The organism is Ruegeria sp. BHSB172, from assembly GCF_059613165.1.
The window spans coordinates 43,698-56,566 of the sequence record NZ_JBXWRZ010000019.1 but is presented as its reverse complement, the minus strand read 5'-3'; the positions used below and the strand labels follow the sequence as shown (position 1 = coordinate 56,566).

Below are 12,869 nucleotides of genomic sequence, written 5' to 3'. Positions count from 1 at the left end.
TGTGATCGACAGCCATACCGGCGGCGAACCCACGCGGGTGATCCTGGAGGGCGGGCCGGATCTGGGCAGCGGCCCGCTGGCCGACCGGGCCGGGAGGCTGGCCCGCGACCACGCCGATTTCTACCACGCGGTCCTGCGCGAGCCGCGCGGCCAGCCGGCGATGGTGGGGGCGCTGCTGGTGCCGCCGGTCGACCCGGACTGCGTGACCGGGGTGATCTATTTCGACGCGGATGCGGTGCTTGGCATGTGCGGGCACGGCACGATCGGGCTGACCGTGACGCTTGCGCATCTGGGCCGGATCGGGGTTGGCACGCATCGGATCGAGACACCGGCCGGGGTGGTCTCGGTCCGGCTGCACGACGCGCACACGGTGACGGTGACGAATGTCGAAAGCCGCCGCGTGGCCCGCGCGGTCGAGATCGAGGTGCCGGGCCACGGCACGGTGACCGGTGACGTCGCCTATGGCGGCAACTGGTTCTTCATCGTCGATCCCAGCCCGGTGCCGGTCGAGCCCGCGAATATCCGAGCCCTGACCGACCTGGGCGTCGGCATCCGCCGTGCGGCCAATGCCGCGGGTATCGGCGGCGAAGCCGGAGAGCCGATCGACCATGTGATTTTTCAGGAGGCCGCGCCGGCCCCCGACGTCCACAGCCGAAACTTCGTTCTGTGCCCCGATGACGCCTATGACCGCTCGCCCTGCGGCACGGGCAGTTCGGCGCGGTTGGCGTGTCTGGCGGCCGACGGGCGCTTGGCGCCCGGTGAAGAAATCGTGCAGGCCAGCGTCATCGGCAGCCCCTATCGGCTGTCCTATCAGCCTGGTCCGAACGGCGGGGTGATCCCCTCGATCACCGGTCAGGCTTTCGTGATGGCCGAAAGCCGCTTGATTTTTGATCCCGCCGATGCATTCCGTTCGGGTATAGCGATCACATGAAAAAATAGAGATCACATGAAGATAGACGTCATCGTTATAGGTGCCGGCGTGGTCGGCATCAGCGCGGCACTTGAGCTGCAGCGTCGGGGTTACGCCGTGCAGGTGTTGGACCGCGAAGGCGTGGCCGCGGGCAGTTCGGCGGGTAACGCCGGAGCGTTCGCCTTCCCCGAAGTCGAACCGTTGGCCACCCCCGGGATCATGAAGAAGGCCCCAAAATGGCTGCTCGATCCGTTGGGGCCGCTGTCGATCCCGCCCGCTTATGCCCTGCAGATCGCGCCGTGGATGTGGCGGTTCTGGCGGGCCAGTCGCCCCAGCCGGTATCAAACGCTGGTCGCCGCGCAGGCCAGCCTGATGCGCCTGTGCCAGGCCGCGACCGAACGGCAGATCGCCGATACGGGTGGCGAGGCGATGATGCAGCGTGACGGGCAGTTGCAGTTGTACGAAAGCGCGGCCGAGTTCCGTGCCGCTTTGCCCACGTGGGAGTTGCGTCGCCAGCATGGCATCGCCTTCGACTTGCTGGAAAGCCCCGAAGCGATCGCTGAGATCCAGCCCGGGCTCAGCCCGCGTTTTACCCATGCCGGGTTCACGCCGCACTGGTGGAATACCGTCGATCCCAAACGCTGGGTCGAGCATCTGGCGCAGGTGTTCCGCGACCGTGGCGGGGTGATCGAGACGCGCCCCGTGCGCGCGCTGGAGCTGTCGGACACGGGCGTCTGGGTGCGCTTCGATCAGGGGGCGGCGGATGCCAGCAAGGTCGTGGTGGCCGCGGGCGCATGGTCGCACCACCTGACCCGTACGGTGGGCGACCGGATTCCGCTGGAGACCGAGCGCGGCTACAACACGACCCTGCCGCCGGGCGCGTTCGACCTGCGGCTGCACCTGGCGTTCTCGCGGCATGCTTTCGTGGCCACCAAGATCAACGGCGGTGTTCGCATCGGTGGTGCGGTCGAACTGGGCGGGCTTGACCTGCCGCCCAATTTCAAACGCGCCGATACCCTGTTGAACAAGGCGCGCCAGTTCCTGCCGGGGTTGAAGACCGAAGGCGGGACGCAATGGATGGGATTCCGCCCCTCGCTGCCAGACAGCATTCCGGTGATCGGGCGGTCTCCGAAATCGCGGCACCTGGTCTATGCCTTCGGGCACGGCCATCTGGGCCTGACCCAGTCGGCCGGCACCGCCGAACTGGTGGGCGCGCTGGTCGACGGCACCGACCCGGCCATCCCGGTCGATCCCTTCGCCGCCACCCGGTTCTGAGCGGGTGATGCGCAGCAGCAAGACCATCCACGTGATCTCGGCCCATGCCGAGGGCGAGGTGGGGGATGTGATCGTCGGCGGTGTCGCCCCGCCGCCGGGCGACACGATCTGGGCGCAACGCAACTTCATCGCCCGTGACCAGACCCTGCGCAACTTCGTGCTGAACGAGCCGCGCGGTGGGGTGTTCCGTCATGTCAACCTGCTGGTGCCGCCCAAACACCCCGATGCCGACGCCGCCTTCATCATCATGGAGCCCGAGGACACGCCGCCCATGTCCGGCTCGAACGCGATATGCGTGGCGACAGTGCTGCTGGACGGGGGCATCCTGCCGATGACCGAGCCGGAGACCCACCTGACGCTCGAGGCGCCGGGCGGGCTGGTGCGGGTGCGGGCCGAATGCCGCAACGGCAAGGCCAAACGGATCTTCGTGCAGAACCTGCCCAGCTTTGCCGACCGCCTCGCCGCGCCGCTCGAAGTCGAAGGGCTGGGGACCCTGACGGTGGACACCGCCTATGGCGGGGACAGTTTCGTCGTGGTCGACGCCGCAGCGTTGGGGCTGCGCATAACCGAGGACGAGGCCGCCGACATCGCCCGCTTGGGGGTGGCGATTACCTATGCCGCCAATGCGCAGCTGGGCTTTGCGCATCCCGAGATCCCGGATTGGGACCACATTTCGTTTTGCGCCTTCTGCGGACCGTTGGCCGAAACCGAAACCGGCCTGACCGGCCGATCCGCGGTGGCGATCCAGCCCGGCAAGGTCGACCGCTCACCCACCGGCACCGCCGTTTCGGCCCGCATGGCGCTGATGGCCGCGCGGGGGCAGATGCGGCCGGGCCAGAGCTTCGAGGCCGTCTCGATCATCGGTTCGCGGTTTACCGGCCGTATACTGGGCACAACCCATGTTGGCGACCGCGCCGCCATCCTGCCCGAGATCTCGGGTCGCGGATGGATCACCGGCATCCACCAGCACATGCTGGACCCGGACGATCCCTGGCCGCAAGGTTACCGCCTGCGCGACACCTGGGGCGCCTAGTCCAGAAGGGCCAGCAGGTCGCGGTAAAGTTGCGTCGGAATCTCGGCATATCCCCGGGCGGTGTTACGCGCCCGGGCGGCAAAGCGGCGCTGCGACGGCAGGCGCGCGCCCTGATCGAGGATATCGGCAAACAGGCGCTCGGCCCGCGCGTCGTTGGCCTGTCGCCGCCCGCCGCTGAACTGGTCGGGGTCGAAGGCGATGATGATGTCGCCGTGGTATGGCGCGCCGCCTGTTCCTTGGGCGAATTCCATGCTCTCCAGGCTGGTCAGGTCGTCGATGAGAGGGCCGGCCAGAAGCTCGATCATGATTGACAGGGCCGAGCCCTTGTAGCCGCCGAAGGTCAGCATCGCGCCGTCCAGCGCCGCTTGCGGGTCGGTCGTGGGGTTGCCGTCCTTGTCGATCGCCACGCCTTCGGGCAGGGGTTTGCCCGCGCGCTTGTACAGCTCGATCTCGCCGCGGGCGAAGGCGCTGGTGGCGAAGTCGAAGGTGAACGGGTCCTTGCCCCTGCGGGGCCAGCTGAAGGCCAGCGGGTTGGTGCCCAGGCTGCCGCGCGTGCCCCCGGCCGGGGCCACCCAGGAATGGCTGGGCACCATCGCCATGGCCGCAAGCCCCTCGGCCGACAGGGCCTCGACCTCGGGCCACAGGGCCGAAAAATGAAAACAGCGGTTGATCGCCATGGCCGCGATCCCGTGGGTGCGGGTCTTGTCGACCAGATGCGGCAGGCCGGTCTGGAATGCCAGCAACGACATGCCGCCCCGCGCGTCGACGCGCACGATGGCATTGTCCGAGGAGGTGACCTCGGGCTGTGCATGGCCGTCGATCTTGCCGGCCTGCATGGTCTGGGCGCACATGAACAGGCGAAACAACCCGTGCGACTGGCAATCATCCATCTGGCAGGTGGTCAGCATCCGCGCAATCGCCTGCGCGTGGTCGGGGCCATAGCCCACATCGGTCAGGACCTTCAGGCTCAGATCGGTCATTTCCTCGGGCGTCAGCCCTACCGTTTCGCTCATGTTCTGTCCCCTTGGGCTGATTTTGGTCGCCCAAGGGGTAACGGGGAAGCTCGGACCTGTTCAACCCGATAACCGCCAGCACCGGCACCGCTGGGCGGAAATGCCGCCGGCCCTCTTGTGAAGCGTTGAAAATCGCCGAAGAATGCAGGTCATGATGTCAGGACCGCATTCCCCCGACCCCGACGAGGACGAGCCCTTTGCCGGCCCGCGCAGCATCTATGATGTCGATCCCCCGGAAGACGAGGACCTGTGGTTTCTGCCCCCCGACAGCGACCCGGCCGTCGAGGATCTTTTGCCGCCCGGTCCCCGGGCGGACCGGCGCCTGCTGTTCGATCCGCGCGAGTGGCGCGCGGCGCAGGCCGCCGTGGCGCAGGACCTGGCCGAGTTGACCCTGACCTTCGGCGCGTTGGACGAACGGTTGCGGGCGGGTCCGGCGGGCTGGACGCATCGGCTGGCGCTGATGGACGTGTCCGATCTGGGTTGGTGGACCGGCGATCGGATCAGCGTCGACCGGCTGGCACTGTGGACCGGGCTGCGCATCGGAGCCACCGGCGACGACGTACAGGCCCTGTTTCGGGCGGGCTGGGCGGTGCGGCGGCTGACCTCAGGGGCCGGTCCGTCCGACGGGGGCTGGCAGCACGGGCTGGCTGCGTTTCTGGACCGGATGGCGCAGGGCATCGACGAGGTGCCCGAGGCCGTGGCCGATCTGGCCGAGGTGATGGACTCTGCCGCCGATCTGCACCCGGTGACCCAGTCGGCCATCGCCTTTCACGCCTGGCGCGCGCTGTCGCAAGGGATGGGTCAGGACACCGAGGCCGCTGTCATCGCTGCTCGCCACGCGGCCACGATGGGGCGGGGTGGGGCGCTGTTCATGCCGCTGGCGCTGTCGGGGCCGGGGGCGTTGCGCAGCGCAGGAGCGCCCGAAGACAAGCTGGGCGCGTGGGTGCGCGGCGCGGGGCAGGCGGCGCTGGCCGCCCTGCTACACCTGGATCGCGTCAGCGCCTGGGAGTCGCGCGCTCGCGCCGCGACCGATGATCTGAGCGGCCGGACACCGCCGGTTCTGATCGACGTTCTGGCCGCCTGGCCCATGGTTTCGGCGCCGCTGGCCGAGCAACTGACGCAGGCCTCGCGCGCGGCGGTGCAGCGCAATCTCGACAAGTTCACCAGCCGCGGCCTGATCCGCGAGGTGACTGGGCAGGGGCGGTACCGCGTCTGGGCGGCGGCGCTGTGATGCGGCGGGCCTAGCGGCCTACGCCAACATAGGTGTCGAAACCCGATTTCAGCGCCATTTCGCGGGCGTAGATGTTGCGCAGATCGACCATCCGCGGGGATTTCATCGCCCGGGCCATCTGGGACAGGTTCAGAGCGCGGAACTCGTTCCATTCGGTCAGCAGCACGACCGCATCGGCATCGCGCACGGCGGCATAGGGGTCGTCCTCCCATACTACGCCTGGCAGCAGGGCCTCGCCCTCGGCGCGGCCCTGCGGATCGACCACGCGCACCTGAGCGCCGCCGCCGATCAGCGCCGGTACGATGGTCAGCGAGGGTGCATCGCGCATGTCATCCGTGTTGGGCTTGAAGGTCACGCCCAGCACCGCGATGGTCTTGCCGTTGAAGCTGTCTCCGCAGGCGTCGCGGATCTTTTCGATCATGCGCTTCTTGACCTCGTCATTCACCCGCATGACCGTCTCGGTGATCTGCATGGGAAAGGCGTGATCCTGGCCGATCCGCGCCAGGGCGGCAGTGTCCTTGGGAAAGCACGACCCGCCATATCCGGGACCGGCATGCAGGAACTTGTTGCCTATGCGCCCGTCCAGACCGATGCCCCGCGACACCTCCTTGACGTCGGCGCCGACCCGCTCGCACAGGCCGGCGATTTCGTTGATGAAGGTGATCTTGGTCGCCAGAAAGGCATTGGCCGCGTATTTGATCATCTCGGCGCTTTCCAGATCGGTGGTCAGGATCGGAAAGTCCCGCAGGTACAGGGGGCGATAGATGTCGGCCATCACCTGAGCGGCGCGGTCGCTCTCGACGCCCACCACGACCCGGTCGGGACGCATGAAATCGTCGATCGCCGCGCCTTCGCGCAGAAATTCGGGGTTCGAGGCGACGTCGAAATCGGCCTCGGGGTTGGCGGCAGAAATGGTCTCGTGAACCTTGCGGTTGGTGCCCACGGGCACGGTCGATTTGGTGACGACCACGGTATAGCCGGTCAGGGCGCGGGCGATCTCGTCGGCGGCGGCCATCACATAGGTCAGGTCGGCATGCCCGTCTCCGCGGCGGGTCGGCGTGCCAACGGCGATGAACACCGCATCGGCCCCATCGACCGCCCGGGCCAGATCGGAGGTGAAGCTGAGCCGTCCGGCGGCCACGTTCTTGGCCATCAGCATGTCCAGCCCCGGCTCATAGATCGGAACCTGACCCGCCTGCAGCATCCGAATCTTGTCTTCGGCCTTGTCCACGCAGATCACGTCATGGCCGAAATCCGAGAAACACACCCCCGACACCAGCCCTACGTAACCGGTGCCGATCATCGCAATACGCATTGTCCACTATCCCTTTCTGGTACCCACCGTGGCGGGCGGGCACACATTCTGAGAATCTTCCGCCGGTTTCAATGGCTGTCTGCCGGACCGGCTTGCAATCTGGTTCGTCTTGCTGTTTTAGGAGCGAAACCCAAATACCCCTAGGATTTTTGAGGCATTCGATGACGAAAACGGCGCTGATTACCGGGATCACCGGACAGGACGGTTCTTACCTGGCAGAGTTTCTTTTGGCCAAGGGGTATGAAGTTCACGGAATCAAGCGGCGGGCCTCTTCGTTCAACACGCAGCGGATCGACCATATCTATCAAGACCCGCACGAGCCCAACCCCAAACTGCGCCTGCACTATGGTGACCTCAGCGACACGTCGAACCTGACCCGGATCATCCAAGAGGTTCAACCCGACGAAGTCTACAACCTAGGTGCGCAATCGCATGTGGCGGTCAGTTTCGAGGCGCCGGAATATACCGCCGATGTCGATGCAATCGGTACCCTGCGGCTGCTCGAGGCGATCCGCTTTCTGGGGCTCGAGAAAAAGACGCGCTTCTATCAGGCTTCGACCTCAGAGCTGTACGGGCTGGTCCAGGAAATCCCGCAGCGCGAGACCACGCCGTTTCACCCCCGTTCGCCTTATGCCGTCGCCAAGCTGTATTCCTACTGGATCACGGTGAACTACCGCGAGGCCTATGGGATGTATGCCTGCAACGGGATCCTGTTCAATCACGAAAGCCCCCGCCGGGGCGAAACCTTCGTGACCCGCAAGATCACCCGCGGTCTGGCCAACATCGCCCAGGGCCTCGAACAGTGCTTGTACATGGGCAATATCGACAGTCTGCGCGACTGGGGCCATGCCAAGGACTACGTGCGCATGCAGTGGATGATGCTGCAGCAGGATCAGCCCGAGGATTTCGTGATCGCCACCGGCAAGCAGTATTCGGTGCGCGAGTTCATCGAATGGTCGGCGGCCGAACTAGGGATCTCGGTCGAGTTCTCCGGCAGTGGCGTCGACGAGGTTGCAACGGTGACGGCGATCGAAGGCGAGGACGCTCCGGCTGTGAAACCGGGCGACGTGATCATGCGCATCGACCCGCAGTATTTCCGTCCGGCCGAGGTGGACACCCTGCTGGGCGACCCGACCAAGGCAAAGGAAAAACTGGGCTGGGAGCCGGAACTGACGGCGCGGGAAATGTGCGCCGAAATGGTCCGGGAAGATCTGAGAACGGCCAAACGCCACGCCCTGTTGAAAGAGCATGGCTATGAACTGCCGGTCAGCCTTGAAAACGGCTGAGGGGGCGAAAATGCAAAAGGTCTATATCGCCGGACATCGCGGCATGGTCGGAGGCGCGATTCTGCGCCGTCTTCAGGCGCGTCAGGCCCAGGGCGAGGACCTGCAGCTGATCACGCGCACCCACGCAGAACTGGACCTGACCGATCAGGCGGCGGTGCGCGACTTCATGCAGGCCGAACGCCCCGATGTGGTGATCCTTGCCGCCGCCAAAGTGGGCGGCATCCACGCCAACAACACTTATCCGGCGGATTTCATCTATGACAACCTGATGATCGAGTGCAACGTGATCCATCAGGCCTTTGCCGCCGGTGTGCGGCGCCTGCTGCAATTGGGCAGTTCTTGCATCTACCCGCGCGAGGCCGCCCAGCCCATGCGCGAAGATGCGCTGTTGACCGGTGTGCTGGAACCCACGAACGAGCCTTATGCCGTTGCCAAGATCGCCGGGATCAAGCTGTGCGAAAGCTACAATCGCCAGCACGGGGTCGACTACCGCTCGGTCATGCCGACGAACCTGTACGGACCGGGCGACAACTTTCACCCTGAAAACAGCCACGTTCTGCCCGCCCTGATCCGCCGGTTTCACGAAGCCGCGCGCGACGGGCTGGACGAGGTGGTGATCTGGGGCACCGGCAAACCCAGGCGCGAATTCCTGCATGTCGATGACATGGCCGAGGCGTCTCTGTTCGTGCTGGACTTGCCGCGAGCCGACTACGAGGCCAACACCCAGCCGATGCTGAGCCACATCAATGTCGGGTTCGGGCAGGACGTCTCGATCGCGGAACTGGCTGCGCTGGTGGCCAAGGTCACGGGGTTCCAGGGCAGGATCACCCAGGACCCCAGCAAACCCGACGGCACGATGCGCAAGCTGATGGATGTTTCGCGGCTGGCGAGGATGGGCTGGACGGCGCGCATCGGGCTCGAGGACGGCATTCGCCAGACCTATGCCTGGTTCCTTGAGCAGCCCGAGCACGGCCTACGCGCCAAGTAGCGGCCCGGCCCGAAGGCCGGGTGGCTGAGCAGGTCAGATCCACCGACCGATTGCGACCAGTGCAGGCGCGATTGCCGTTGTGTCCGAGATTGTCGACAAGACCTGCCAGTCGGCCTGACTGTCGGTTGCGGCTCCAAGGCTGAGGAACCGGCCCGTGGCCCCGCCACTGCCCGAGACGGCAGGCGTGCTGCCGCTGACAAAGGGCACCGGGTAGGTCCAGGTTTGGGTGGCGCTTGCAAATAGGGCGCCGGCATTGCCGATACAGCCGACCCCAGCAGGGCTTGTTGTGCAGATCTGGGTGCCGTCGGCAAAGCGGACATATTCGCCGTCAGCCGAGGCGCCGCGTTCGATCACCGCTCCGGTCGGTGTGCCGCCGGACTGGCTGACTGCGCCCAGCAGGTTGCCCGGCCCATAGCCAAAATCCGCCCGCATCAGTCGGCCGGGGGTCACGTCAGTCGCGCTGGCCTGAACTGCGGCCCCGGCCACAGTGCCCGTGGCCGCGTCCAAACGAAGTGCCTCGGTCCAGCTGCCGCCATCCGGCGACACCTTGATCGAGAAGTCGGTGTTTCCCGCCAGACCCATCTCGGCGTGGCCGGTCCAGTTGGACTGAAACAGCAGGGATGCAGTGTCGGATGCAGCGGCCTTGTTGATCTTCAGTTGATGCCCGGCCCCGTCATGGGTCAGCAGCGTGGCCGGGCTGCGGACCGACAGACGGTTCGTGCCGTCATAGCCGGTTGCGATACCGATGCCCGCAAGGTTGGACGTTTCGACCGGCGGATCGATCCAGCCGTTCCCGTCCCACGACTTCAACCGCCCGGCGGTTTCATCCCAGATCCGCCAACCGGTTCTGGGGGTCACGAAATACCAGCCATTGTCCAGCCAGGCCGCCAGCTTGCCCGCGTGCCCGGCCCAGGCGCCGGTGGGCGCGGATCCCAATCCATAGACCGCCCCCTGCGCGGGTACCGCAGGCGGGGTGTTTTCGTTCAGCGCAATCGCGCTGAGCTGCACGACCAGATCCAGCTCACGCAGGGCCTCGTTGTGGGTGACATGTTTTTGCGCCTGAGACGGTTGCAGAAAGGGCAGGTTCAGGCGGGGAGTGGTTTGTGACACGGCGGGCATCCTCCTTGGGCTGTCGGGTCAGTGAGTGCTTTGCGCGTCACTCTGCCCTGCCTGTGGTCAATGCGCGCTTTCCCGTGCGAACGGTACGGAAACAAATTCGAAAGTGGTGATTTCCAATGGCGAAACAAATCGGGGCGATGGTGTGGTTTGTTGCCAACTAAGGGCGGCGACGCATCAAGGTGATTCTGTTGGCCGCACAAAAAAAGGGGCCGCCATGGGGCCGCCCCTGGGGTCATCCGCCGGGATGCTCAGCTGCGGGCATAGACATCCTCGTACCGGATGATGTCATCCTCGCCCAGATAGCTTCCGGTCTGAACTTCGATCAGAACCATCGGCACCTTGCCGGGGTTTTCCATCCGGTGCACGGCGCCCAGCGGGATATAGACCGACTCGTTTTCGCTCACCAACTGCACCTTATCGTCGATCGTGACCTTTGCGGTGCCTTCGACGACGATCCAATGTTCGGCCCGATGGTGATGTGACTGCAGGCTCAGCGCGGCGCCGGGGTGCACATGGATGCGCTTCACCTGAAACCGGTCGCCCACGACCAGGCTTTCGAACCAGCCCCACGGGCGATGGTCCACCGGCAGCTGTTCAGCCTGTTTGGAGCCCTTTGCCTTGAGGGCCGCGACCGCTGTCTTGACGTCCTGCGCCTTGTCCATGCTGGCTACCAGCACAGCATCGGGCATGGCCACGGCGATCATATTCTCAAGTCCCATCGCCACGACTTCCTGGGCTGGCGATTCCGACCGGATCAGAACGTTGCGACAGTCGATCGCCGTCACCTCGCCGGCGGTTGCCACGCCATCCTCGGATGGGTTGCTCAGTTCCTGCACGGCAGACCAGCTGCCCACATCCGACCAGCCGCCTGCGAAGGGCACGACGCTCAGGTTGTCGGCCCGCTCCATAACGGCATAGTCGATCGAGATGTCTTCGATCGGCTCCCATGCGTCGCGGTCCAACCGCAGGAAACCCAGATCGGCCTTGGCCTTTTCAACGGCGACTCGAACCGGGTCGATCAGATCGGGCGCGTGGGCTTCGAAGGCGGAAATGATGTCGCGGACGGCGAACAGGAAGATCCCGGAATTCCACAGATAATTCCCGTCGGCGACCATCTGGCGGGCGCGTTCGAGATCGGGTTTTTCAACGAAATGGTCCAGCGGGACGGCCTTGCCCGAAGCGTCCGGCGTCGTGGCGAGCTTCAGATAGCCATAGCCGGTCTCGGGCCGGTCCGGCGTGATGCCGAACGTAACCAGATGCCGGTCTTGTGCGACCGCCTGCACGCCCTTTTCGACGGCGGCGAAGAAGGCGGCCTTGTCCGGGACGACATGATCCGACGGAGCCACCAGCATAAGCGCGTCCGGGTCCTGCTGTTGCAGGTACAGGGCCGCCGCCAGAATAGCCGGTGCCGTGTTGCGTCCTTCGGGCTCGATCAGCACTGGGCCGGGGTCGATTCCGACAGCGGCCAACTGCTCGGTGACGACAAAACGGAAGGCCTCATTGGTCAGAATCAGGGGTTTGGAAAAAGGTGCCTCGGCCGGACCCCGCATCCGATCAGCGCAATCCTGCAACAGGCTGGTTTCACCGAGCAGCGGCACGAATTGCTTGGGATAGCTCTTGCGGGACAACGGCCACAGCCGGGTTCCGGAGCCTCCACACAAGATGACGGGATGGACGTTGCTCATGTTTAAAAACACTCTTTTTTTGATGTGATTTGGGTGGTTACACCGTTTGACGGCTAGGTATGGCGCGGTGCATCACTGCGCGGCTTTGCCTGTGGCGACGATATCGTTCAGGTATCGGGCCAAGTCGTCGCGCAGGTCGTCGCGGGCCAGCGCGAAGGACACCGTCGCCTGCAGAAACCCCGCCTTCGAGCCGCAATCGAACCGCTGGCCCTTGAACCGATAGCCGAAGACCGGCACGCCGTTGCCGATGTCCTCGGCGATGGCATCGGTCAGCTGGATCTCACCGCCGCTGCCTTTCTTCATGTGGTTGAGGTTGTACAGCACCGAAGGACCCATGATGTAGCGTCCGATCACCGCCAGGTTCGAGGGCGCCTCTTCGGGTTTGGGCTTCTCGACCATTCCGCGCACGCGGACCACCGTGCCGGCGTTTTCGGCCACGTCCAGAATGCCGTAGGCGCTGGTGCGCTCTGGCGCCACCTCCATCGTGGCGACCATGTTGCCGCCGGTTTCTTCATAGGCTTCGACCATTTGTTGCAGACAGGGCTTTTCGGCGGCGATGACGTCGTCGGGCAGCATCACGGCAAAAGGTTCGTCGCCGATCAAACGTCGTGCGCACCAGACCGCGTGGCCCAGGCCCAGGGCCTTGTATTGGCGGATATAGGCGATCGCACCGCTTTCCATGTTGGTCGCATCCAGCGTTTTCAGCAGCTTGTCTTTGCCCTTGGCCCGCAACTCTTCCTCGAGAACGGGGTTGTGGTCGAAATAGTCTTCCAGCGCCGACTTGCCGCGCGATGTCACGAAGATGAATTCCGTGATCCCGGCCGCGCGGGCTTCGTCGATTGCGTATTGTATTAATGGCCGGTCAACCAGCGTCATGATTTCTTTCGGAACCGATTTCGTGGCGGGAAGAAACCGGGTCCCCAATCCCGCGACCGGAAAAATCGCCTTGGTGACCTTTCGTGACATGATACCTCACAAATCAAATACGCTGCGGGCGAACAAACTGCCGCCGGG

The 12,869-nt window shown here is 65.0% G+C and carries 11 protein-coding genes; 6 read left to right on the top strand and 5 right to left on the bottom strand.

Annotated features, from left to right (window positions below; all coding sequences use genetic code 11):
* The first annotated feature begins 1 nt into the window (after position 1).
* The 3 genes from AC2FM3_RS10780 to AC2FM3_RS10770 are packed head-to-tail and all read left to right on the top strand — an operon-like array spanning position 2 to position 3,218.
* Positions 2–931, top strand: a complete 930-nt coding sequence (locus AC2FM3_RS10780) for a 4-hydroxyproline epimerase (protein WP_496681554.1) — start codon at positions 2–4, stop codon at positions 929–931.
* Between the two features lie 15 nt (positions 932–946).
* Positions 947–2,185 carry an NAD(P)/FAD-dependent oxidoreductase gene (locus AC2FM3_RS10775; RefSeq protein ID WP_496681552.1) on the top strand — a complete coding sequence of 413 codons (1,239 nt, stop codon included), beginning with the start codon at positions 947–949 and terminating at the stop codon, positions 2,183–2,185.
* A 7-nt stretch (positions 2,186–2,192) separates the two neighbouring features.
* Entirely contained in the window at positions 2,193–3,218 is a 1,026-nt protein-coding gene (locus AC2FM3_RS10770) for a trans-3-hydroxy-L-proline dehydratase (RefSeq protein WP_496681549.1), read from the top strand.
* Here the strand turns inward: AC2FM3_RS10770 and AC2FM3_RS10765 are convergent.
* On the bottom strand, positions 3,215–4,231 hold the full coding sequence (locus tag AC2FM3_RS10765) for an Ldh family oxidoreductase (protein ID WP_496681546.1): 1,017 nt from the start codon (positions 4,229–4,231) through the stop codon (positions 3,215–3,217). The genes AC2FM3_RS10770 and AC2FM3_RS10765 overlap by 4 nt on opposite strands.
* Before the next feature lie 142 nt (positions 4,232–4,373).
* Between AC2FM3_RS10765 and AC2FM3_RS10760 the strand changes: the two genes are divergently transcribed.
* Positions 4,374–5,462: a helix-turn-helix domain-containing protein gene (locus tag AC2FM3_RS10760; protein WP_496681544.1), complete on the top strand. Its 1,089-nt coding sequence runs from the start codon at positions 4,374–4,376 to the stop codon at positions 5,460–5,462.
* A 10-nt stretch (positions 5,463–5,472) separates the two neighbouring features.
* Here the strand turns inward: AC2FM3_RS10760 and AC2FM3_RS10755 are convergent, their stop codons facing one another.
* Positions 5,473–6,777 (bottom strand): UDP-glucose dehydrogenase family protein, encoded by a 1,305-nt coding sequence (locus tag AC2FM3_RS10755; RefSeq protein ID WP_496681542.1) that lies wholly within the window; start codon positions 6,775–6,777, stop codon positions 5,473–5,475.
* A gap of 161 nt (positions 6,778–6,938) precedes the next feature.
* Here AC2FM3_RS10755 and gmd point away from each other — a divergent pair, with 161 nt between their 5' ends.
* Entirely contained in the window at positions 6,939–8,063 is a 1,125-nt protein-coding gene (gene gmd / locus AC2FM3_RS10750) for a GDP-mannose 4,6-dehydratase (RefSeq protein ID WP_496681540.1), read from the top strand.
* A 10-nt stretch (positions 8,064–8,073) separates the two neighbouring features.
* Complete coding sequence (fcl, locus tag AC2FM3_RS10745) at positions 8,074–9,051, top strand: GDP-L-fucose synthase (RefSeq protein WP_496681538.1); 978 nt, start codon at positions 8,074–8,076, stop codon at positions 9,049–9,051.
* 33 nt (positions 9,052–9,084) lie between these two features.
* Here fcl and AC2FM3_RS10740 read toward each other — a convergent pair whose 3' ends face one another.
* The 3 genes from AC2FM3_RS10740 to galU all read right to left on the bottom strand — a co-directional run bounded on the left by AC2FM3_RS10740 (position 9,085) and on the right by galU (position 12,821).
* Positions 9,085–10,170: a DUF2793 domain-containing protein gene (locus tag AC2FM3_RS10740; protein WP_496681535.1), complete on the bottom strand. Its 1,086-nt coding sequence runs from the start codon at positions 10,168–10,170 to the stop codon at positions 9,085–9,087.
* Between the two features lie 248 nt (positions 10,171–10,418).
* Complete coding sequence (locus tag AC2FM3_RS10735; protein ID WP_496681533.1) at positions 10,419–11,855, bottom strand: mannose-1-phosphate guanylyltransferase/mannose-6-phosphate isomerase; 1,437 nt, start codon at positions 11,853–11,855, stop codon at positions 10,419–10,421.
* A 72-nt stretch (positions 11,856–11,927) separates the two neighbouring features.
* Positions 11,928–12,821, bottom strand: coding sequence for a UTP--glucose-1-phosphate uridylyltransferase GalU (galU, locus tag AC2FM3_RS10730; RefSeq protein WP_496681531.1), 894 nt, complete (start codon positions 12,819–12,821; stop codon positions 11,928–11,930).
* Positions 12,822–12,869: the final 48 nt, after the last annotated feature.

What these genes read in the sequence shown, in the direction of transcription:
- AC2FM3_RS10775 (WP_496681552.1), top strand. Translation starts at nt 947, where the DNA reads ATGAAGATAGACGTCATCGTTATAGGTGCCGGCGTGGTCGGCATCAGC.
- AC2FM3_RS10770 (WP_496681549.1), top strand. Translation starts at nt 2,193, where the DNA reads ATGCGCAGCAGCAAGACCATCCACGTGATCTCGGCCCATGCCGAGGGC.
- AC2FM3_RS10765 (WP_496681546.1), bottom strand. Translation starts at nt 4,231, where the DNA reads ATGAGCGAAACGGTAGGGCTGACGCCCGAGGAAATGACCGATCTGAGC.
- AC2FM3_RS10760 (WP_496681544.1), top strand. Translation starts at nt 4,374, where the DNA reads ATGCAGGTCATGATGTCAGGACCGCATTCCCCCGACCCCGACGAGGAC.
- AC2FM3_RS10755 (WP_496681542.1), bottom strand. Translation starts at nt 6,777, where the DNA reads ATGCGTATTGCGATGATCGGCACCGGTTACGTAGGGCTGGTGTCGGGG.
- gmd (WP_496681540.1), top strand. Translation starts at nt 6,939, where the DNA reads ATGACGAAAACGGCGCTGATTACCGGGATCACCGGACAGGACGGTTCT.
- fcl (WP_496681538.1), top strand. Translation starts at nt 8,074, where the DNA reads ATGCAAAAGGTCTATATCGCCGGACATCGCGGCATGGTCGGAGGCGCG.
- AC2FM3_RS10740 (WP_496681535.1), bottom strand. Translation starts at nt 10,170, where the DNA reads ATGCCCGCCGTGTCACAAACCACTCCCCGCCTGAACCTGCCCTTTCTG.
- AC2FM3_RS10735 (WP_496681533.1), bottom strand. Translation starts at nt 11,855, where the DNA reads ATGAGCAACGTCCATCCCGTCATCTTGTGTGGAGGCTCCGGAACCCGG.
- galU (WP_496681531.1), bottom strand. Translation starts at nt 12,821, where the DNA reads ATGTCACGAAAGGTCACCAAGGCGATTTTTCCGGTCGCGGGATTGGGG.